Source organism: Cupriavidus sp. GW822-FHT06G04, from assembly GCF_058799075.1.
In genome coordinates this window covers 304,294-325,597 of sequence record NZ_JBXALD010000008.1, presented here as the reverse complement: position 1 = coordinate 325,597, position 21,304 = coordinate 304,294, and the positions used below count along the sequence as shown (strand labels likewise).

The 21,304-nt window shown below is 66.1% G+C and carries 19 protein-coding genes; 10 read left to right on the top strand and 9 right to left on the bottom strand.

Annotation, left to right across the window (positions count from 1 at the left end; all coding sequences use genetic code 11):
* The 4 genes from AC1RKI_RS19725 to AC1RKI_RS19710 form a co-directional block, all read right to left on the bottom strand.
* Window positions 1-1,617, bottom strand: a complete 1,617-nt coding sequence (locus tag AC1RKI_RS19725) for a monovalent cation/H+ antiporter subunit D (protein WP_492796772.1) — start codon at window positions 1,615-1,617, stop codon at window positions 1-3.
* Window positions 1,618-1,619: 2 nt separating this feature from the next.
* A complete protein-coding gene (locus tag AC1RKI_RS19720; RefSeq protein WP_227460265.1) occupies window positions 1,620-1,970 on the bottom strand; it encodes a Na+/H+ antiporter subunit C in 351 nt (116 codons plus the stop codon).
* On the bottom strand, window positions 1,970-4,807 hold the full coding sequence (locus tag AC1RKI_RS19715; protein WP_084003982.1) for a monovalent cation/H+ antiporter subunit A: 2,838 nt from the start codon (window positions 4,805-4,807) through the stop codon (window positions 1,970-1,972). The genes AC1RKI_RS19720 and AC1RKI_RS19715 overlap by 1 nt, the downstream gene beginning before the upstream one ends.
* A gap of 342 nt (window positions 4,808-5,149) precedes the next feature.
* Window positions 5,150-5,479: a hypothetical protein gene (locus AC1RKI_RS19710; RefSeq protein ID WP_492796723.1), complete on the bottom strand. Its 330-nt coding sequence runs from the start codon at window positions 5,477-5,479 to the stop codon at window positions 5,150-5,152.
* Between the two features lie 386 nt (window positions 5,480-5,865).
* On the opposite strand from AC1RKI_RS19710, the gene AC1RKI_RS19705 reads away from it, so the two are divergent.
* The 3 genes from AC1RKI_RS19705 (at window position 5,866) to AC1RKI_RS19695 (ending at window position 9,346) form a co-directional block, all read left to right on the top strand.
* On the top strand, window positions 5,866-6,462 hold the full coding sequence (locus AC1RKI_RS19705) for a hypothetical protein (RefSeq protein WP_341248583.1): 597 nt from the start codon (window positions 5,866-5,868) through the stop codon (window positions 6,460-6,462).
* A gap of 208 nt (window positions 6,463-6,670) precedes the next feature.
* Window positions 6,671-7,633, top strand: coding sequence for a Bug family tripartite tricarboxylate transporter substrate binding protein (locus AC1RKI_RS19700; RefSeq protein ID WP_061956907.1), 963 nt, complete (start codon window positions 6,671-6,673; stop codon window positions 7,631-7,633).
* Window positions 7,634-7,813: 180 nt separating this feature from the next.
* Window positions 7,814-9,346, top strand: coding sequence for a class I adenylate-forming enzyme family protein (locus AC1RKI_RS19695; protein WP_492796720.1), 1,533 nt, complete (start codon window positions 7,814-7,816; stop codon window positions 9,344-9,346).
* Window positions 9,347-9,364: 18 nt separating this feature from the next.
* On the opposite strand, the gene AC1RKI_RS19690 is transcribed toward AC1RKI_RS19695, so the two are convergent.
* Window positions 9,365-10,267 carry a LysR family transcriptional regulator gene (locus AC1RKI_RS19690; RefSeq protein ID WP_061956905.1) on the bottom strand — a complete coding sequence of 301 codons (903 nt, stop codon included), beginning with the start codon at window positions 10,265-10,267 and terminating at the stop codon, window positions 9,365-9,367.
* 171 nt (window positions 10,268-10,438) lie between these two features.
* Between AC1RKI_RS19690 and AC1RKI_RS19685 the strand changes: the two genes are divergently transcribed.
* Entirely contained in the window at window positions 10,439-11,236 is a 798-nt protein-coding gene (locus AC1RKI_RS19685) for an enoyl-CoA hydratase/isomerase family protein (RefSeq protein ID WP_492796718.1), read from the top strand.
* Window positions 11,237-11,278: 42 nt separating this feature from the next.
* Here the strand turns inward: AC1RKI_RS19685 and AC1RKI_RS19680 are convergent, their stop codons facing one another.
* Both AC1RKI_RS19680 and AC1RKI_RS19675 read right to left on the bottom strand, forming a co-directional pair.
* On the bottom strand, window positions 11,279-12,298 hold the full coding sequence (locus tag AC1RKI_RS19680; RefSeq protein WP_061956903.1) for a tripartite tricarboxylate transporter substrate binding protein: 1,020 nt from the start codon (window positions 12,296-12,298) through the stop codon (window positions 11,279-11,281).
* Between the two features lie 18 nt (window positions 12,299-12,316).
* A complete protein-coding gene (locus AC1RKI_RS19675; protein ID WP_492796715.1) occupies window positions 12,317-13,825 on the bottom strand; it encodes a class I adenylate-forming enzyme family protein in 1,509 nt (502 codons plus the stop codon).
* 213 nt (window positions 13,826-14,038) lie between these two features.
* Here AC1RKI_RS19675 and AC1RKI_RS19670 point away from each other — a divergent pair, with 213 nt between their 5' ends.
* The 6 genes from AC1RKI_RS19670 to AC1RKI_RS19645 all read left to right on the top strand — a co-directional run bounded on the left by AC1RKI_RS19670 (window position 14,039) and on the right by AC1RKI_RS19645 (window position 20,280).
* Window positions 14,039-15,232: an acyl-CoA dehydrogenase family protein gene (locus AC1RKI_RS19670; protein ID WP_227460272.1), complete on the top strand. Its 1,194-nt coding sequence runs from the start codon at window positions 14,039-14,041 to the stop codon at window positions 15,230-15,232.
* A gap of 17 nt (window positions 15,233-15,249) precedes the next feature.
* On the top strand, window positions 15,250-16,359 hold the full coding sequence (locus AC1RKI_RS19665; protein ID WP_492796713.1) for an acyl-CoA dehydrogenase family protein: 1,110 nt from the start codon (window positions 15,250-15,252) through the stop codon (window positions 16,357-16,359).
* A gap of 113 nt (window positions 16,360-16,472) precedes the next feature.
* Window positions 16,473-17,639: a thiolase family protein gene (locus AC1RKI_RS19660; RefSeq protein WP_150981213.1), complete on the top strand. Its 1,167-nt coding sequence runs from the start codon at window positions 16,473-16,475 to the stop codon at window positions 17,637-17,639.
* Between the two features lie 12 nt (window positions 17,640-17,651).
* Window positions 17,652-18,050 (top strand): Zn-ribbon domain-containing OB-fold protein, encoded by a 399-nt coding sequence (locus tag AC1RKI_RS19655; protein WP_061956898.1) that lies wholly within the window; start codon window positions 17,652-17,654, stop codon window positions 18,048-18,050.
* Window positions 18,051-18,064: 14 nt separating this feature from the next.
* Window positions 18,065-18,958: a MaoC family dehydratase gene (locus tag AC1RKI_RS19650; RefSeq protein WP_492796710.1), complete on the top strand. Its 894-nt coding sequence runs from the start codon at window positions 18,065-18,067 to the stop codon at window positions 18,956-18,958.
* 17 nt (window positions 18,959-18,975) lie between these two features.
* Entirely contained in the window at window positions 18,976-20,280 is a 1,305-nt protein-coding gene (locus AC1RKI_RS19645; protein ID WP_492796708.1) for a CaiB/BaiF CoA transferase family protein, read from the top strand.
* A gap of 87 nt (window positions 20,281-20,367) precedes the next feature.
* On the opposite strand, the gene AC1RKI_RS19640 is transcribed toward AC1RKI_RS19645, so the two are convergent.
* Both AC1RKI_RS19640 and AC1RKI_RS19635 read right to left on the bottom strand, forming a co-directional pair.
* Window positions 20,368-20,859 (bottom strand): SRPBCC family protein, encoded by a 492-nt coding sequence (locus AC1RKI_RS19640; RefSeq protein WP_492796706.1) that lies wholly within the window; start codon window positions 20,857-20,859, stop codon window positions 20,368-20,370.
* The gene (locus tag AC1RKI_RS19635; protein ID WP_061956894.1) at window positions 20,825-21,199 is read right to left on the bottom strand and encodes an ArsR/SmtB family transcription factor; all 375 of its coding nucleotides are present in this window, start codon (window positions 21,197-21,199) and stop codon (window positions 20,825-20,827) included. The genes AC1RKI_RS19640 and AC1RKI_RS19635 overlap by 35 nt, the downstream gene beginning before the upstream one ends.
* Window positions 21,200-21,304: the final 105 nt, after the last annotated feature.

Below are 21,304 nucleotides of genomic sequence, written 5' to 3'. Positions count from 1 at the left end.
TCAGTCTCCCCTGCCCGATTGCGCCGCGTCGCCAGCCCCGGCATGGTCCGCACTGCCCACGTGGCCCGCTCCGAGCACAGCCTTGCGATAGGCGGCGATATCGAACAACTGGCCCACGGTGGCGTCGAGATAGCGTTCCATCGGCTTGGCAAACACCACCAACGCCACGTTGCCAGCCAGCAGCAACACCACGCATGCCAGTTTCCATCTGCGCAGCACCAGCCGGCGCGTGGGAGAACGCACGCCGTGATAAACGTGCGGCGCGCTCCAGACCTGCCGGCTGCCCGTGCGGCTCACTGCGATCAGCAACAGCAGGCTCGATACCAGCACCGCCGGCCACAACACCGGCGCCAGGGGGCCGACGGTGGCGCGCAGCAGCATCGCCTTGCCCAGAAATCCCGAGAGCGGCGGCAAACCGGCCGCGGCCACAGCCGCCACCATGAACAGCGCGCCTTCGAGCCGAATGCCGGGACGCCGCCCCGCCGCGCGATCCGCCGCGACGGAATCGGCCGCTGCCGCGGCGGCGGCCCGCGCGGCGCGACTGTCGGGCTCGCCTTGCGTATCGAGTGCTTCCGACAACAGGAACAAGGCGGCCGTGCACAACGTGGTGCTCTGCAGGTAGTACAGCGCAGCGCTCCACGCCGGCGCACTTTGCACGCTGATGCCCGCCAGCAGCAGACCGACGGAGGTCAGCACCAGATACGCGGTCAGCACCCGGACCTCGCGCGCGCCCAGCGTGCCGATTGCGCCGATCGCCAAGGTGGCGAGCGCCATCCACCAGAGCCAGTCGTGCATGAAGCCCGCCAGCGGCCCGGCGTCCAGCGCAAAGATCAGCGCCTGCGTGCGCACGATCGCGTACAGGCCTACCTTGGTCATGATCGCGAACAGCGCCGCCACCGCGCCCGTGGCGCCCGCATAGGCACGCGGCAGCCAAAAGTACAGCGGAAATGCCGCCGCCTTGAGCAGGAACACCAGTTGCAGCATGGTTCCGGCCGCGGCCACCAGGTGCGCCACATCGGCATCAAGCGTGCCGAGCCGGGCGCCCATATCGACCATGTTCAGCGTGCCCGTCACGCCGTACAACACGCCGATTGCGATCAGGAAGAAGCTTGACCCGACCAGATTGATCAGCACGTAATGCAGGCCCGGCACGATGCGCCGCTCGCCGCCGCCATGGACCAGCAGCGCATACGAGGCGATCAGCAGGATCTCGAAGAAGACGAACAGGTTGAACAGATCCCCCGCCAGAAACGCGCCATTCAGGCCCATCAGCTGGAACTGGAACAGCGCATCGAAATGCCGGCCCAGGCGCGCGTCGCCACAACTGGCATAGACCGAGGTGGCCAATGCCAGCACGGCGGTCAAGGTCAGCATCAGCGCGCCAAGACGGTCCAGCTGGAAGACGATGCCGAACGGCGCCGGCCAGTTGCCCATCGCAGCCACCGGAATGACGCCGCTATCAGCCACGCGAAGCAGCACGATGGCCAGTGGCAGCAACGCCAGGGCGGCAGCAATCGACAAGCTGCGCTGCCGGCGTTGCCAGCGCGCCGGCATCATCGCCAGCAGCGCCCCGGCAAACATCGGCACCAGTACCGGCAGCAACAGCAAATGCGTCACCGTCATGCGCGCTCCTTCGCCGTGCCTGCACCGGGCTCCGCGCCGTCAACGTGATCGCTGCCGGACTGGCCCAGCGAGCGCAACGACAGCACGACGGCGAACGCGGTCATCGCAAAACTGATGACGATAGCGGTCAGCACCAACGCCTGCGGCACCGGATCCGCATAGCTTGCGCCGGCGGCAATCACCGGCGGCCGCGCCGTCGCCAGCCGCCCCATCGACAGCAAAAACAGCGTCACCGCATACGAAAGCAGCGTCAGTCCAAGCACCAGCGTAAAGGTGCGCGGACGCAGCAGCAGATAAATGCCGCAAGCGGCGAGCACGCCAATGGCAATGGCGAAAGCGGCTTCCATCACCGGTCCTCCTGCGATTCGGCCACGCGCGCGGCAATGCGTTTGTCGCGCACGCCAAGGTGCGACACGATCAGCAGCGTAGTGCCGACCACCGTGAAATAGACGCCAAGGTCGAACACCATCGCCGTGGCCAGTTCGATCTCGCCGATCCACGGGAGATGGAAATGCCCGAACGCGGTGGTCAGGAACGGATAGCCGAACAACCAGCTGCCCGCACCGGTCAGGCCCGCCACCAAGATGCCCGCGCCTGCCAGCACCCGATAGTTGACCGTGATGCGCGCTTCGGTCCATAGCACGCCGCTGGCCACGTATTGAAGCAACAGCGCGATCGACGTCACCAGCGCCGCGACGAAGCCGCCGCCGGGCAGGTTGTGCCCACGCAGCAGGATGAACACCGCCACCAGCATCGTGAGCGGCAGCATCAGGCGCGCCAGGATCGACAACAACAGCGGATGGCTCTGACTAGCCCATGGCGCTCCGTTGGGATCGAGATCGGGCGCAGCCAGCCGCAAACCCTTGAGCATCGCCTGCACGCCGAGCCCGGCCACCAGCAACACGCAGATCTCGCCGAAGGTGTCGAAGCCGCGGAAATCGACGAGGATCACGTTGACGATGTTATGACCGCCGCCGCCACTGAGCGCATTTTCGACAAAGAAATCGCCAATCGACGCATAGGGGCGCGTCATCACCGCGAATGCCGCACCGGCCGCCAATGCGCCGCCGGCCACCGCCAGGGCGACGTCGCGCACGCGGCGCACGACGCCCACGCGCTCGCCCGCATCGACGGGCAGGAAATACAACCCCAGCACCAGCAGCAGGATCGTCACCACTTCCACCGAGATCTGCGTCAGCGCCAGATCTGGCGCGGAAAAGCGCGTAAACAGCAAGGCCACCATCAAGCCGCAGGTACTGAGCAGCGCGAGCGCCACCACGCGGCGACGGCGGTTGAACACCACCAGCAGCGCGCCCAGCGACAGGATGGCCAGCGCCAGCGCCGTCATCGCATCGAGCGGCGACTGCGGCAGCGGTCCGCGCAGCGCGCGCACCGCGTCGGCGCCTTGCAGTGCGCCCGCCCCGAGCAGATACCAGCCCGGCAGCAGCACCATCGCTGCGAGCAGCATGGCCACGTACCGCTGCAGCGAACCGTTTTCCATCCACGCGGTAAAACGGCGCGCCAGCCACGTCATGGCCTGCATCACGTCCTCGAAACGGTCGCGCGCATTGAGGATCGCCAGCGTGGCGTGGTGGCGATGAAACGCCTCGCGCCGGAAGCGGAACAGCAAGGCGCCCGCGACCATCGACACCAGGCTCATCAGCAACGGCAGGTTCACGCCATGCCAGAGGCTCAGGCTGTATGCGGGCGGCGGTCCGTTCAGCGTGGCACGCGCGGTGACATCGAGCAGCGCACCGACCGTGACGTTGGGCACCAGACCCACCACCAGGCAGATCACCACCAGGATCTCCACCGGCAGTTTCATCAGGCGCGGCGGCTCATGCGGCGGATAGTTGGGCAGGTCGTTCGGGGTGCCGTCGAAGAACACGCCGTAGATGAAGCGCAGCGAATAGGCGACGCTAAGCGCGCCGGCCAGCGTCGCCATCGCCGGGACCATCCAGTTGAAATGGCCGAACAGTCCCTGCGCCAGCGTTTCGCCGAAGAACATTTCCTTGCTCAGGAAGCCGTTCAGCAGCGGCACGCCAGCCATCGACAGCGACGCCACGATCGCCAGCGCGCCGGTGTGCGGCATATAGCGCCACAACCCATGCAGGCGCGTCAGGTCGCGCGTGCCGGTTTCATGGTCGATGATGCCCGCCGCCATGAACAGCGACGCCTTGAACACCGCGTGGTTGATGATGTGGAACAGCGCCGCCACCGTGCTCAGTTGCGTGTCGAGCCCGAACAGCAGCGTGATGAGGCCCAGATGGCTGATGGTGGAATACGCCAAAAGCCCCTTGAGGTCACGCTGCAGCAACGCCATGCCCGCGCCACCCACCAGCGTGATCAGACCCGACAGGCTGACCAGGTAGAACCACCAGTCGGTGCCGTCCAGCACCGGATACAGCCGCGCCAGCAGAAACACACCGGCCTTGACCATCGTGGCCGAATGCAGATACGCCGAAACCGGCGTGGGCGCCGACATCGCGTGCGGCAACCAGAAGAAGAACGGAAACTGGGCGGACTTGGTAAACGCGCCGACCAGCACCAGCACCAGCATCAGGGGATACAGCGGATGGCGCTGCACCGCGCCCGCCTGCGCCAGGATGTCGTTCAATTCCAGGCTGCCGCAGATATGTCCGAGCAGCAGCACTGCGGCCAGCAACGCCAGGCCGCCCGCGCCCGTCACGGTCAGCGCCATGCGCGCGCCCTTGCGCGCGTCTGAACGATACGACCAGAAGCCGATCAGCAGGAACGATACGATGCTGGTCATCTCCCAGAACATCAGCATCAGCAGCAGGTTCCCGGACAACACCACGCCAAGCATCGCGCCCATGAACAGCATCAGCAGCGTGAAGAATCGCACCGTCGACGCCACGCGCGGCAGGTAATAGCGCGCGTAAACGATCACCAGCAGACCGATGCCGGCGATTAGCAGGGCAAACGTGAAGGCCAGCCCGTCGAGCCGTAAACTCAGGTGCAGCCCGATCGCATCGAGCCAGTCGTGGCGCCAGCCCAGGACCTGGCCCGCCGCAACGGTCGGCCAGCTTGCCGCCAGCAGGCCCAGCGCACCGAGCGCCGCTGCGGCGGCCAGCGCAAAGGCCACGGTGCTGCCGGCGCGCTTGCAGAACTGGATCAGCATGGCGCCCGCGAACGGCAGCGCCACCAGCGCAATCATCAGCATGCGCGGCCCTCGGCGGGCGTTGGCGCGGCAAGTAGCGCGGGGAGGTGCGCAGATATGGGCGCCGAACGCGGCGCAGGCATGGTTTCGGTTGCGCGCGGTGCACGGCCGCGGCACGTGCACCTGCGCCATCCATCGGTGGCGAATAGGGCAATCGTCATCGGAACTCCTTCGCGCGTCATTGACGCCGGCGGGCGGTACAGGGGTAGCGGACGGAACGACCCGAGCGGGTCGCGGCGCACATCACCGCCATTTTGCCGCAGCAGACTGTGGAGAGCCAGTAACTATTTTGCCCCTGGAGGCGATGTCCAATGTGCGGCGCAGCATCGAGACCCAGCGGGGCGGCTACATCCGCAGCGGACCCGGGCAGGCCTTGAGGCCGATCCAGATCACGCCGATGACGATATTGACGGGCACGCTGAGGGTGCCGGGCACATAGAAAATCACGGACAGCGTCGGCGCCCGCATCAGCACTTCGACCGCGCAGCCCAGCCCGTAGAACAGCACGCCGCACCAGAGCCAGCGCCGCATATAGGTAAGTAGCCAGTGCGCGCGCGACTGATTGAAGCGCCACGCCGCGGCGCGCGCCATCAGATCGCCGCGGCTGGCATCCTTGAACAGCCAGTCGAAAAAGAAATAGCGATACAGCAGCGTGCGAAAGGCAAGCTCTTGCATGGTTAGGTATATCCAGGCACCGACACAACGCCGGGCAGCCCCGGGTGGCGGTGGAAGACGATTCCGCAATCACCGTGCCCGACCTGCCTGCACGCGCGCGAGGCGATCGGGGGCATGAATTACTGTAGTTGCTGGATACGCGCGGAGTAACTTTTTCGCGGCGGCATTGCAAAAAAAGGGGCACGCCGCACGCCCCCTTGCGCAGCGTCGGGCGTGGAGCCCGACAAGCGCGGCGCGCATGCCCCATTCTGGCGCACGCCGCGCCCAAGGTGACTTAAGGCGACGGCGGCTGTGCGAGGCGGCGAGCCCGGGCGCCGGGCGGGCGCTCAAGTTGCCGCCCCGGAAAGCCGTAGAATCCTCCGGTTACGATCTGGAGAATTCTTTCGATGCACAAGGCATTCCTGTTCGGCGCCATGCTGTTGGCCGCCGCCGCCAACGCCCAAACCGCCGCCAGCGCCCCGGCCGCCGCCAATATCGCCGCGCCGCTCGGGCTGGAACTGGGCAAGACCAAATGCGCGCGCATGACGCCCGGCCCGGGTCACGAAAAGGCCGGCACGGCGCAATGGGCCGGTGGCGATGCCATCGAGATCAAGCGCCTGGACCGCTTCAACCTGCCAGGGCTGAGCCGCGTGATCGTCAATTGCGATGCGCAGGATAACGTGGCGCTGATCACCATGACATTCGAGCGCAGCGCGCTCGACGAGGTCAGCAGCAAGCTCGACGCGCGCTACACATCCCGGCGCAAGACCGACGCCAACGCCGAAAACGCCTACGCCGAATGGACCGCGGCAAACGGCAGCCTGGAGCTCCTCTACGCGCGCGACGGCAAGCAATTCACCGTTGCCTACTGGAGCAAAGGCGCCAAGGCGAAATACTTCGCCTATAACGCCGGCAGCAGCAACAGCAACAGCAGCACCGGCAACGCCGGCGCCACCGGCAAGCCCACCGCAGCCGCGCCGCAAAAGCAGCCTGCCGCGCTGTAGGCGGTGCAGGTGGCGTAGGCGCTTCATCGCCGGCGCCAGCATTTGCGCCGGCAGGCAGCCGCTCCGCCGCAGTTTCGTGCGATCGCCGTCCCGCCGCGCCGCTATCGCTTCAACAAAGCCCACCTTAAACAAATGCAAATTGCCTGCGTGGCGGGCGTGGCGCACAGTCTCCTCCCATAACAGCCTGATATAGAAACAGGAGGAGACCATGCGACGCATCATGCTAGCCGGCGCCATTCTGGCGCTGGTCCACGGGGCGGCATTTGCCGACAGTTATCCATCGCGGCCGGTGCGGCTGCTGGTCGGCTACGCGCCGGGCGGACCGGTGGATACCGCCGCGCGTATCTATGCGGACTATCTGGGCCGCGTGCTCAAGCAACCGGTGATCGTGGACAACCGCGCCGGCGCCAGCGGCGCCATTGCCGCCGGCATGACCGTCAACGCCAAGCCCGACGGCTACACGCTCTACTTCGTCGCCAGCCCAACCATGACGATGACGCCGCTGGTGCAGAAGTCGGTCACCTTCAGGCCCGCGCAGGATTTCACGTACGTCGGCCTGATCACCGACTACACCAACGTACTGCTGATCAACAAGGACTTCCCGGCGCGCAACGTCGATGAGCTGGTGTCGTATGCGCGCAAGCATCCGGGCGATGTCAGCTTTGGTTCGGCCGGCGTTGGCGCGTCGAATCATCTGTCGGCCGAACTGCTGGCGCAGATGACCGGCGTAAAGATGCTGCACGTGCCCTACAAGGGCAACGCGCCCGCCATGGCCGACGTCATCAGCGGCAAGGTGACGTTCATGTTCGACATCACTGGCACCGCCATCGGCCATATCCAGGGCGGCAAGGTGCGCGCGCTGGCCGTCACTTCGCGCACGCGCAACGCGGCATTGCCGACCGTGCCGACGCTGGTGGAATCGGGACTCAAGCAGTACGACATCACCGGCTGGTATGGTCTGATCGGACCGCTGGGCATGCCCGCCGACGTGACTGACCGGCTGGTGAAGGCGCAGCAAGCCGTCGGCAACGACCCGGCATTCCGCACGCGCATGACCGATGGCGGCTACGATCTCAACATCACCGGCCCCGCGCCGCTGCAAGACCGCATCAAGAAGGAACTTGCGCTGTGGGGCAACGTGGTGAAGACGGCCAATATCGCAGTCGAATGACGGGCCTCACGGCCACGCCGTGCGCACGGCCAAGATGCCGGTCACGCGCTTTCGCCACGGCGAAGCGCCGCTTTCCCAATCACGAATTGCCGCCGCGCCGCGCACACCCATACACTGCGACGTATCGTGCGGGACCGGTCGCCGGTCCCCTCTTTCAAACTGCACAAGGACGTGAGCGAGATGCCGCAGGACCGAGAGATCGCGCAGCGGATTAGCGATATTCCCCGCCATTGGGCCACGCATGCGCCGGACAACGTCGCCGTGGTCGACGGCGAACGCACCGAGACCTTTGCGCAGCTGTGGGCCAGCATTGGCCTGGCGCAGCGCTACCTGGAGGATCAGGGCGTCGGCGCGGGCGACCGCGTGATGATCGTCGGCGAGAATTGCATCGCGCTAATCGCGCTGATCTTTGCGCTGTCGGAACGCGGCGCATGGCCGGTGGCGACCAATGCACGGATGACCGCGCGCGAGATCGAGGAGATCCGCGCGCACTGCACGCCGCGCCTGATGCTGTTCACGCACGCGGCGTCGCCGGACGCGCTGCGGCATGGCCTGCGCTACCGTGCGCGCGAGATCGCCCCGCCCGGTTTGGGCCCGTTGATGGCCGCCGACGTCGATACATCGAGCCAGCCCGAATCCGCGGACCTCGCGCGCGACGTCGCGGCGCTGATCTACACGTCGGGCACCACGGGACAACCCAAGGGCGTGATGGTCACGCATCGCGGCCTGCTCCATTACGCGCGCGTCACCGCCGAGACGCGCCGCATGGCGCCAGACGATTGCGCCTTCGCGGTCATGCCCATATCCCACATCTTCGGCCTGGCGACATTGCTGCTGGCCACATTCCAGGCCGGCGGCAGCCTGCATCTGGTGGCCCGCTTCAACGCCGCCGAAGCATGCGAAGCGCTACAGCGCAACGAAATCTCGATCCTGCAAGGCGTGCCGGCAATGTTCAGCCGCATCCTCGCGCATCTGCAAAAGACTGGCCGCACCACGCTGCATCCGCCGCGACTGCGATATCTCTACACCGGCGGCGGCCCGCTCGAACCGGCGCTCAAGCGCAATGTCGAGGCGATGTTCGGCCAGCCGCTTCATCATGGCTACGGCATGACCGAATATGCGGGATCGCTGTTCATCACGCGCATGGATCGTCCGCGCAGGGATTGTTCCGCCGGCGAGATCGTCGAAGGCGCGCAGTTGCGCGTGGTTGGGCCCAACGGCGAAACGCTGCCGCCCGGTACACCCGGCGAGCTATGGGTCAAGGGCCCGGGCGTGATGCGCGGCTACTATCGCGCGCCCGCGCAGACCGCGGAGGCGCTGCGACCGGACGGCTGGCTGAACACCGGCGACATCGGCCGCATCGGCCCGGACGGCGCGTTATTCATCGTTGGCAGAACGCGCGATCTGATCATCCGCTCGGGCTTCAACGTCTACCCGATCGAAGTGGAATCGGTGATCAATTCGCATCCGTCGGTGCGGCTTTCCGCCGTCGTAGGAAATGCCACAGCCGACGGCAACGAGGAAATCATCGCGTTTGTGGAATTGCGCGAAGGCGAAAAATTCGACGAAGCGGCGCTGCACGGCTTCCTGGCCGAACGGCTCTCTCCGTACAAGCGCCCCGCACACATCGTGCGCGTGCTGGCGATACCCACCACGGCCAGCGGCAAGCTCCACAAGCATCAACTGCGCGGCATGATCGCGGAACTGGTCTAGCGCACGACAGCGATCTGCTCAGGCCGGGTTGCCCGTGCCATCGGCCACCAGCAGGTCCACCAGCTTGCGCGCGAATACCGGCAGCGCGTCCAGATCCGCCACGCAGATCTGCAGCTTGCGCTCCGCCCAGTCGTCGTCGATCTGCACGATGTTCAACGCCATGGTCTGCGCATGGCGGCGCGCCGTGCTTTCCGGCAGCACGCCGATGCCCACGTTGGCCTCGATCATGCGGGCCGCGGTCTCGAAATTGCTGACCTGGATCCGCCACCGCAGCGTGCGCTGCAGATCGGACGCGGCGCGCTTCAGAAAGTTGTGGATGGCGCTTTCTTCGGCCAGGCCGATGAAGTCGTAGTCGAGCGTATCGACAAAACGCACGCGCCTGCGCTGCGCCAGCGGATGACTGAGCGCGGTGGCCAGCACCAGCCGGTCGCGCCGGTACGGCATGACCTCGAGCCCTTCCATATTGACGCCGCTGGCCGCGATGCCGATATCGACCATGCCTTCCTGCACGGCCCGGACGATATCCGGACTGAGCCGCTCGCGGATATCCACTGTCACGTCGGGATGGTTGACAAGATACGTGCGCAACACCCCGGGCAGGAATTCACTCATCGCGGTGGTATTGGCAAACACGCGCACGTGCCCTTTGATACCGGATGCGTACTCCTGCAAGTCGCCGCTCAGTTGTTCGATCTGGCGCAGCACGCGGCGCGCGTGCGCCAGCAGCGTCTCGCCGGCCGGCGTCACCTTCACGCCCTGGCTGCTGCGGCTCAACAGCTTGACGCCCACCTGCTCTTCCAGGTTCTTGATGCGCGTGCTGGCGGCGGGTAACGACAGGTGGCAACGTTCTGCACCGCGGGTCAGGCTGCTGGCTTCCGCAATATGCGTGAAAAGGTTCAGATCAACCAGATCAAAGCGCATGACGTTGTCTCCAAAGTAGTCGGCGATTATCTCCCGAACGCCACCACCTTTTCCATTCTGGCAATTACGGGGGCCTTCACTGCAAGCGAATGCCGGTTTCAAAACATGCAAATAGCCGCGTGCCCGCGCTTCGTTCAAGCTGTGGCGGCAACCTTGAACGGAGACGACGGAATGGCGGAAGAACAAACCTTGCTGGTCGATATCGTGGATGGCATCGCCACGCTCACACTCAATCGGCCGCAACAAAAGAACGCGCTGAACCTGCCCATGCGCGATGCGCTGCGCGGCGCCGTGCAGCAGATCCGCGCCGACCGGAGCGTGCGCGCGGTGGTGCTACGCGGCGCGGGCACGGATTTCTGTTCGGGCGGCGATATCCGCGCGATGAACGTGACCGACGCAGATGCGGGGCGCGATCGCATGGACGATATCCACGGCTGGATTGCCACGCTGATGGATCTTGACCGGCCCGTGGTGGCGGCCGTCGATGGCGTGGCGTATGGCGCCGGATTCAGCCTGGCCCTGCTGGCCGATTTCATCGTGGCCTCGCCGCGTGCACGCTTCTGCATGCCGTTCATGAAAGTTGGACTGGTGCCCGATTGCGCCGCGCTATATACGTTGCCGCGCGTGGTGGGCATGGCTCGTGCGCGCGATCTGGTGTTCAGCGCGCGCGAAATGGGCGCACAGGAAGCGCAGCAGATCGGCGCGGTGTTCGAGATCGTGGCACAGGACCGGCTTCACGACCGCGCCAGGCAGCTCGCGCACGGATTGGCCGGCGCCTCGCCCACCGCGTTTGCCTTGGCCAAGCGCGCCCTGAACCAGTCGCTGAGCAGCGATGTGCGCGCCATGCTGGAAATGGAAGCTCTGGGCCAGGGCATTGCGTTTACCACCAGCTATCACCGCGAAGCCGTGCGTCGCTTCAAGGGGAAGGAGCCGCCATTGTTCCAATGGCCGGCGGCGCTGGACGATTGATGCATACGCCGGCCCGGTAAGGCCGGCTACGCGCCGCGCAATTCAGCCGGCGGTGATGCCGGCAGTCTGGATCACCTTCTTCCACTTGACGATTTCGCTGTGCAGCCGCTGGCGCATCTGATCCTGCGTGCCGGGGTCCGCCTCGGCACCGGCCTGCAGCAGGCGCTGGCGCACGCCCGCATCGTTCATGGCGACGTTGAAATCCGCGTTGATTCTGTCCAGCAGCGGCTGCGGTGTCTGGGCCGGTGCGAACAGCGCGGCCCACGAATACGCCTCGTAGCCGGGCAAGCCCGATTCCGCCACGGTTGGCACATCGGGCAGCATGCCGGAACGCTTGCGGCTGGCCACGCCCAGCACCTTGATGCGGCCGGACTTGATGTGTTGCAGCGCGGTCGGTGCGTCGCTGAACATCAACTGCACCTGGCCGCCCAGCAGATCGCTCATGGCCGGGCCGCTGCCCTTGTACGGGATGTGCTGCAGCCGGGTGCCGGCTTCCATGTTGAAGAGCTCGCCGGCCAGATGCGTGCCGCCGCCGTTGCCCGACGATCCATAGGCCAACGGCCGCTCGCTCTTTTTGGCGTAGGCAATCAATTCCTTGATGTTGTTGGCGGGCACCGAGGGATGTGCCACCACGAATACCGGGAACATCGCCGCGAAGCTGATCGGGGCGAAGTCCTTTTCGATGTCATAGGGCAGCTTGCCCATCAGCGAAGGATTGACCGCGTGGTGGATGGAGCCGAGGAACAGCCCGTAGCCGTCCGGCGCTTCCTTGGCGGCGAGCGCCGCGCCGATGGTGCCGCCCGCGCCGGCGCGGTTGTCGATCACGATGGGCGTCTTCCACATTTCCCCAAGCTTCTGGCTGAAGATGCGCGCCGTGCTGTCGACCGGACCACCGGGCGGAAACGGCACGATCAGCCGCACCGGCTTGCTGGGCCACGCGTCGGCCGCCAGGGCCGCAAACGGTTGCGCCGCCATGCCGAGCAGGCCCGCCGCCAGCAGGCGCCGCCGCATCAGGGAAGGCGAATCGGGTGCGTCGGGCGCGAAAGTACGGGGAAAATGCATGCGGAGTCTCCTTGTGGCTTACCTCGAGGCGGCCTGTTCCTGCAGCACGCGCTTGAGAATCTTGCCGTTGTTATTGGTGGGCAATTCGGACAGCGCCACGATGCGCGCGGGCCGCTTGTAAGGGGCCAGACGCGTGCGCAAATGGCTTTGCAATGCGCTCAATTCCAGCGCCGCGCCGGGGCGCAATTCCACAAAGGCGACGATTTCCTCGTTGCCATCGCCTTCGGGGCATCCCACCACGGCCGAGCGCTGGATGCTGGGATGGGTGTTCAGTGCGGTTTCGACCTCGGCCGGATACACGTTGAAGCCCGAGCGGATGATCATTTCCTTTAAGCGGCCGACCACAAACAGCGCGCCATCGGCATGCATTTCCCCGAGGTCGCCGCTGGCATACCAGCCGCCTTCGCGCATCACCGCCGCCGTGGCGGCCGGGTCGCGGAAATAACCGGGCATCAGGCCGCGCCCGCGCAACCACAGTTCGCCGCGCTGTCCCAACGGCAGCGGCTGCCCGGTGGCCGCGTCGGTCACCTGCACCTCGGCTTCGGCCACCGCATAACCGGCACTGGTATCGGCGCGCTGCTCGTCGAGCCGTGTGACATGCACGGATCCCGCATACTCGGATAGCCCGTAGCCATGGTGCAGCGTGAGCCCAAACGTGGCCTCGACGCGCTGCTTGAGCGCCAGGTCCAGCGGGCCAGCGCCGGTGTAGAGATAACGCAATGCCGGGGCCACGGGCCGCTCGATACCCTGCTCCTGCAAATACGCGAGCAGACGCGAGAACAACGTGGGCGGCCCCTGCAGTTGCGACACGCCGTGACGAGCCAGCGCGTCGAGTAGATCGGCGGGATCGAACTGCGGACGCATCACCAGTTGCGCACCGGCCAGCAGCGAACTCAATAGCACCGTGCCCAGGCCGAAGATGTGCGTCATCGGCACAAACGCATAGCTGCGATCCGCGGGACAGAGAGCGCGCGCGTCGCGCGTCACGCGGGCAAAGTGGATCAGCGCGTCGTGCGTCAGCATTACACCCTTGGGCGTGCCCGTGGTGCCGGAGGTAAAGATCAGCGCCGCGACCTCGTCGCGCAACGGCTGCGCTTCGGGCCGGGCGTCGCTGCGCACCGCGCCGTGCTCCATGCCGGGCAGCGCCGATGGCGATGCGTGGAAACGGCGCGCATGCGCGTCGGCGGCGCGCGACGCCGCGGCGGTGAAATAGATCACTCGGGCGTCGGCCTTGTCGGCGAATGCGTCGATCTCCGCCGGCGCCATGCGCGCGTTGACGCCGCACGACCACGCGCCCACGCGGCTGCAGGCCAGGATCAGCGCGGCATGCTCGGGACAGTTCTCCGCCACCACCATGACGCGATCGCCGGGACGCACGTCCAGCGCCAACAACTCCGCCTGCGCCGTGTCGGTCAGCGCGCCAAGCTCGGCAAAGGTCACGCTGCGGCCATCCGGCAGATGGATGAACGGTTGATCGGGCGCTTCGCTCAGCCAGTGGTCGAGCAGATGATGGATCCGCGTAGTCACGAGTCTTGCCGTCCTTTGCAATGCCGATAAGGTCTGCGCAGCATGACCGCAAAGTTTTTGGCGCGCCATTCGTAAATGGCAAGGGGCGGCTTCGATGCCGCGAAACCGCCTGGCGGGTACCGCATTCCGCATTCTCAAAGGCCGGATTCGGCAATCTCGAACCACCGGCGCACGCCCCCCCATAGAATCGATCCACCGACTGGAGACAGATTCATGGACCTGCGTTTCACAAAAGAAGAAGAAGCCTTCCGCCAGGAAGTGCGCGCCTTTGTCCAGGCCAGCCTGCCGTCCGACATCCGCAACAAGGTGCTGGGCCACCAGCGCGTGGAAAAGGACGATTACGTGCGTTGGCACCGCATCCTGCACGCCCATGGCTGGGGCGCGCCGACGTGGCCCAAGCAATGGGGCGGCACGGGCTGGAATGCGTTGCAGCGCCTGATCTTTGAAATCGAAACGCTGCGCGCCGGCGCGCCACGCATGCTGCCCTTCGGACTGACGATGATCGGCCCGGTGCTGATGAAGTACGCCAGCCCCGCGCATCAGGAGCGCTTTCTGCCGCGCATTCCGGGCGTGGAGGACTTCTGGTGTCAGGGTTATTCCGAACCCGGCGCCGGTTCGGATCTTGCATCGCTGCGCACGCGCGCGGTGCGGCGCGGCGACAAGTTCATTGTCAACGGCCAGAAGACATGGACCACCATGGCGCACTTTGCCGACTGGATCTTCTGTCTGGTGCGCACCGACCCCGAGGCCAAGGCCCAAGAAGGCATCTCGATGCTGCTGATCGACATGAAATCGCCGGGCGTGACGGTGCGGCCGATCAAGACGCTCGATGGCGGGCACGATGTCAACGAGACATGGTTCGAGGATGTCGAGGTGCCGGCGGAAAACCTGCTCGGCGAGGAAAACAAGGGCTGGACCTACGCCAAGTATCTGTTGGGCCACGAGCGCACCGGCATCGCCGGCATCGGCCACTGCTATCGCGAACTGCGCCAGTTGCGGCACTACGCGGCAGAGACCACCGATGGCCGCGGCCGACCGCTGATCGAGGACGCGCGCATGCGCGACAAGATCGCCCGCCTGGAAATGGACCTGCTGGCGCTGGAAATGCTGCTGCTGCGCGTGGCAACGCAGGCGGCCGGTACTCCGGGGCCCGAGGCGTCGCTGGTGAAGATCCGCGGATCCGAGCTGCAGCAGGACATCGCGATGCTGCAAATGGAAGTGGCCGGTCCCAACGGCTGGCCCTATTCGCCCGACTGGCTGGAGCCCGGTGCGCCGCGTCCCGCAGGTGGACCCGCCTGGGCCGCGCCCGCCGCCTCCACCTATTACGACATGCGCAAGACCACCATCTACGGCGGATCGACGGAAGTGCAAAAGAACATCATCTCGAAGATGATCATCGGCTTCTAAGGCAAAGGACGACAGGCATGGATTTCACCTACAGCGAAGAGCAGCAGATGCTGGCTGACAGCTTGCGCCGCTTTGTCGCGTCCGAATACACGTTCGAAAATCGCCGTCGCAACGCGCGCGATCACGGCGCGTTCGACCCGCGCATCTGGTCGGCGCTGGCCGAGATGGGCGTGCTGGGGCTCGGCATTCCGGCCGAACACGGCGGCTTTGGCGAAGGCCCCGCCAGCCAGGTGGTGGTACAGCGCGAACTGGGCCGCGCGCTGGTGCAGGAACCCGTGATTCCCGGCGCTGTCATCGCTGGCGCGGTGCTCTCGCACTTCGCGCCGGCCGCGCTGCAGACGCAGTGGCTACCGGCCATCGCCAATGGCGAGCGGGTCTTCGCGCTGGCGTATCTGGAACCGGCCACACGCTACCGGCTGGACACCGCGCAAGCGGCGGCCACGCCATGCGCCAACCAGGGCTACGTGATCGATGGCGTGAAGTCGACGGTGTGGCACGGCGGCGCGGCCGACATGTATCTCGTCAGCGCCAAGCTCGATGGCGCGCTCGCGCTGTTCGTGGTGCAGCGCGACGCGCCGGGCGTGAGCGTGACGCCGTATCCGACGATCGACCGACTGGTGGGTGCGGACCTCGCCCTGGAGAACGCGCCGGCCACGCTCGTCACGGCCGATGGCCTCGCGGCGCTCGAATTCGGCATCGACCACGGCATCGCCGCGCTATGCGCGGCAGCGGCCGGCGCGATGGAGCGCCTGATCGAAATCACCGCCGAATACCTGGGCGCGCGCAAGCAGTTCGGCAAACCGCTGGCATCGTTCCAGGCGCTGCAGCACCGCATGGCCGAGATGCTGATGCACAAGGAGCTGGCGCTGTCGATGGCCTATGTGGCCGCGCAGGGGCTCGATGCCGCCGATGCGACCGAACGCCGCCGCAAGGTGTCCGCCGCCAAGGTGATTACGGCCAGGGCGGCGCGCTTCGTCGGGCAGCAGGCTGTGCAACTGCACGGCGGCATGGGCATGACAGACGAGCTGGAAGTGGGCGACTATTTCAAGGCGCTGACCATGACAGACGTATTGCTGGGCGATACTGATCTGCACATGGAGCGCTACTGCGGCGCCATGGCAGCCTGACAGCAGCCATCCAATCGGCAGCCGTGCGCAATCGCTCGGCAACAACGCAAACCAGGCCCGCCGGGGCGCGATGACCGCCATCGCGTCACGGCCCGCCTCAACGGAAGATATCGATGACCATCAATGGCAAGGCATACATCGTCGGGGCCTACGAGCACCCGACCCGCAAGGCGCCGGACAAGACCGTGGCGCAGCTTCACGCCGAAAGCGCCAAGGGCGCGCTGGAGGACGCGGGGCTCACGCTGGCCGATGTCGACGGCTATTTCTGCGCCGGCGACGCGCCGGGCCTCGGCATGGTCAACATGGTCGACTATCTGGGCCTCAATGCGCGCCATGTCGATTCCACCGAGATGGGCGGATCGTCCTATATCGCGCACGTGTCGCATGCCGCGCAGGCCATCGCTGCCGGCAAGTGCAATGTGGCGTTGATCACGCTGGCCGGGCGCCCGCGCTCGGAAGGGTCGAGCGGCACGCAGGCGCGCAACTGGGGCGCGAACCTGCCGGACCAGCCCTTCGAGGCGCCCTTCAGCCCGGTAACGGTGAACCTCTATGCAATGGTGGCGCAGCGCCATATGTACGAATTCGGCACCACGCCGGAACAGCTCGCATGGATCAAGGTGGCCGCGTCGCATCACGCGCAGCACAACCCCAACGCCATGCTGCGCGAGCTGGTCACGGTCGAGGACGTGCTCAATTCCCCGATGATCTCGGATCCGCTGCATCGGCTCGATTGCTGCGTGGTGTCGGACGGCGGCGGCGCGCTGATCGTGGCGCGCCCGGAAATCGCCGCCACGCTCAAGCGCCCGAAAATCAAGGTGCTGGGCGCGGGCGAGCATGTCAAGGGCCTGCTGGGCGGCCATGTCGATCTGTCATGGTCGGCAGCGCGCGTATCCGGGGCGGCGGCGTTTGCGGAAGCGGGCGTGACGCCCGCCGATATCCAGTACGCATCGATCTACGACAGCTTCACGATCACCGTGCTGATGCAGCTCGAGGATCTGGGCTTCTGCAAGAAGGGCGAAGGCGGCAAGTTCGTGATGGACGGCAACCTGATTGCCGGCGTCGGCAAGCTGCCGATCAACACCGACGGCGGCGGCCTGTGCAACAACCATCCGGCCAATCGCGGCGGCATCACCAAGGTGATCGAAGCCGTGCGCCAGTTGCGCGGCGAAGCGCACCCCGCCGTGCAGGTCAAGGACTGCGGCCTGGCGCTGGCGCAGGGCACCGGCGGGTACATGGGATCGCGCCATGGCTCCGCCACGCTGATCCTCGAACGTGAATAAGGGATGACAACCATGACCACTCCTTACGTCCCCTCGCCGTTCAAGGCGCCCGACGAACTCCCCGACAACGCCGCCTTCTGGCAGGCCGCGCGCGAAGGCCAGCTGCTGGTGCGCCACTGCAAGGGCTGCGGCAAGCCGCACTGGTATCCGCGTGTGCTGTGCCCGTTCTGCATGGGCGAGACCGAATGGAAATCCGCCAGCGGCTTCGGCGAGATCTATTCGTTCAGCATCACACGCCGCGCCGGCCCCAATCCGTTCTGCATCGCCTATGTGAAGCTGGACGAAGGCGTGACGATGATGACCCACATCGTCGATACCGATCTCGACAGCGTGCGGATCGGCCAGCGCGTGAAGGTGCGCTTTGCCGATTCCGAAGGCGGCCCGCCCGTGCCGGTTTTTGCGCCGGTCTGACGCGGGAGACAGACATGCCGATCAGCTATCAGCATCTGCGCAATCGCGTGTTTGCGCCGGTACGTCAGCGCTACACCGCGCGCGACACCATGCTCTATGCGCTAAGCCTGGGCCTTGGCAACGATCCGATGAACGCACGCGCGCTGCCCTTCGTCTACGAAGGCGCGCCGGGAGGCCTGCGCGCACTGCCGTCTCAGGCGGTGGTGCTCGGCTATCCCGGCTTCTGGGCGCGCGAGCGGGACACCGGCATCGACTGGGTGAAGCTGCTGCACGGCGAACAGCGTCTGCGCCTGCATCGTCCGCTGCCGGCCGAAGCCGAGGTGGTGGGACATAACCGCATCACGCATCTGACCGACAAGGGTGCAGGCAAGGGCGCCGTAATGGTGACGGAACGCCGCCTGGAAACCGCGCAGGGCGAATTGCTGGCCACGGTGCAGCAGATTTCGTTTCTGCGCGGCGACGGCGGCTACAGTCAGCAGGCCGGCGGCCAGCCCAGCGACGAACCGTTGCCCGCGCTGCATCCAACGCCCGAAGACCGCGCACCCGATTTCGTCGACACCCAGCCCACGCGGCCGGAAGCAGCGCTGCTGTATCGGCTGATGGGCGATTTCAATCCGCTGCACGCGGACCCTGCGGTGGCCGCTGCGGCGGGATTCGAGCGGCCCATCCTGCATGGTTTGGCCAGCTACGGGCTGGTGGCCCATGCGCTGCTGCGGCAATGCGCCGATCACGATGCAGCGCGGCTGCGGGCGCTCGATATCCGCTTTACCGCGCCGGTATTCCCGGGCGAAACGCTGGTGACGGAGATCTGGCGCGATCCCGCGCACGCCAACCAGTTTGCGCTGCGCGCGCGTGTGCTGGAACGCGACAAGGTCGTGCTCAGCCACGGCTGGGCGGAAATCGCCTGACCGCCAATCGAACCGATATGACAACGCCATCCGATCCGGCCAACGGCCTGCCGTCCCCCTCATCGCAAACCGGCGCACTGAGCCATCTGCGCGTGCTCGATCTTTCGCGCGTACTGGCCGGGCCCTGGTGCACCCAGAATCTCGCCGACATGGGCGCCGATGTCATCAAGATCGAGAAACCCGGCGAGGGCGACGACACGCGGCGCTGGGGCCCGCCGTACCTGTGCGGCAACGACGGCCCAACCAGCCAGGCCAGCTATTTCGCCGCGTGCAATCGCAACAAGCGCTCGGTGACGGTCGATATCGCCACGCCCGAGGGACAGGCGCTGATCCGCGAACTGGCCGCGCAAAGCGACGTACTGATCGAAAACTACAAGACCGGCGGGCTCAAGCGCTATGGCCTCGATTACGACACGCTCAGCGCACTGAATCCGCGCCTGATCTATTGCTCGATCACCGGCTTCGGCCAGACCGGCCCTTACGCGGCGCGTCCCGGCTATGACCTGCTGGTGCAGGCCATGAGCGGCCTGATGAGCATTACCGGCCAGGCCGACGGCGAGCCTGGCGCGGGACCGGTGCGCGTTGGCGTGGCCGTGATCGACGTGTTCACGGGCATGTACGCCACCACGGCGATCCTTGGCGCGCTGGAAGCGCGGCATCACACTGGGCGCGGCCAGCGCATCGATATCGCGCTGCTCGACGTGGCGATGGCGGTGCTGGCCAACCAGGGCACCGGATATCTGAACGCGGGCACGGTGCCGACGCGCCAGGGCAATACGCATCCCAGCGTGGTGCCGTATCAGGATTTCCCGACGCGCGATGGCGACATGCTGCTGGCCATCGGCAACGATGGGCAGTTTGCGCGCTTCTGCGAAGTGGCCGACGTCGATTGGGCGCGCGATCCACGCTATGCGGCAAACAGCAGCCGCGTGGCCAACCGGCAGACCTTGATCCCGATGATGAGCGACATCACGCGCAAGAAGACCACGCGCGAATGGATCGGCCTGCTGGAGGCGGCATCGGTGCCCTGCGGGCCGATCAACAATATCGCGCAGGCGTTTGCCGACGAGCAGGTCCAGTATCGCGGGCTGCGCGTCGAACAATTCCGCTATGGGTCGTCGGCGGAGGCCAGCAACGACGCCTCGGCCGATCCGGTGAACCGCATCTGCACCACGGCCAGCCCGTTGCGATTGTCGGATACGCCCACCACGCTGCGCCACGCGCCGCCCGCGCTGGGCCAGCATACCGATGAGGTGTTGCGCGACACGCTGCATCTCGGCGCGGGAGAGATCGCGGAACTGCGCGCCAAGGGTGTGCTGTAGCGCCGGGGCGGCAATGCGTCAGGCCATCGAGGCGCGCAGCCAGCCCCAGCACCCCGCCGCCAGGAAGATCGAGCGCGCCGGGGCGAATTAGCGCAGCGCTGCGGCGAATTCGTCGAGCTGCGTGATCACGGTGTTCCAGCCGTCGAAGAAGCCCATCTTCTCGTGCTGGTCGCGTCCCGCTTCGTCCTGATGCATCACCTTGGCCGTGTAGCGGCATCCTGTGCCTTCGTCCTCCATCGTGACGATTGCGGTAAAGCCCAGCCACGGCTTGGCGGGACGCCAGTCCGCTTCGAGCATCGATGAGAACACGATGCGCGATTGCGGCACCACGTCGAGAAAGCTGCCGCGATTGTCGCTGACACCGCCGTCCGGGCCCTTCATGACGGTGTGGAAGGCGCCAACGGCGCGCAGATCGAAGGCATGCACTTCCGTGGTCCACGGCCTGGGGCACCACCACTGCACCAACAGGTCCGGTTCGGACCATGCGCGCCACAGTGCGGCACGCGGTGCGCGCAGGACGCGCGTGATGATCAGATCGCGGGAATCAGCGCTTGCGGCTGCGGCTGCGGTTTGCGTCATCGGTTGTCTCCTGTTGATGAAGGTTTTCGACAAATGCCACCATGCGGTCCGCGCGTGCCTCCCACATGGCGCGTTGCGCGGCAATCCACTGCTCGGCCTCGGACAGCCTGGCCGGCACCAGCTCGCAGGTGCGCGTGCGACCGAGCTTGCTGGTGCGGATCAAGCCGCTGCGCTCCAGCACGCCGATGTGTTTCATGAATGACGGCAGCGCCATGTCGAACGGTGCGGCCAGCACCGACACGGGCTGCGCGCCGCCGACCAACGCAGCGACGATCGCACAGCGCGTGGGATCGGCCAGCGCCTGGAACACTTCGCTGATCTGAGCTTGATAGTTAGCCATTGAGCTAAGTATATGCAGGCATGCTGCGCGCCGCAAGTTTTCACGCGCATGCCGTGTCGGGTGGAAGGGTGTGGGGGTCGAATGAAGGAAGCGCAGACGCAAACT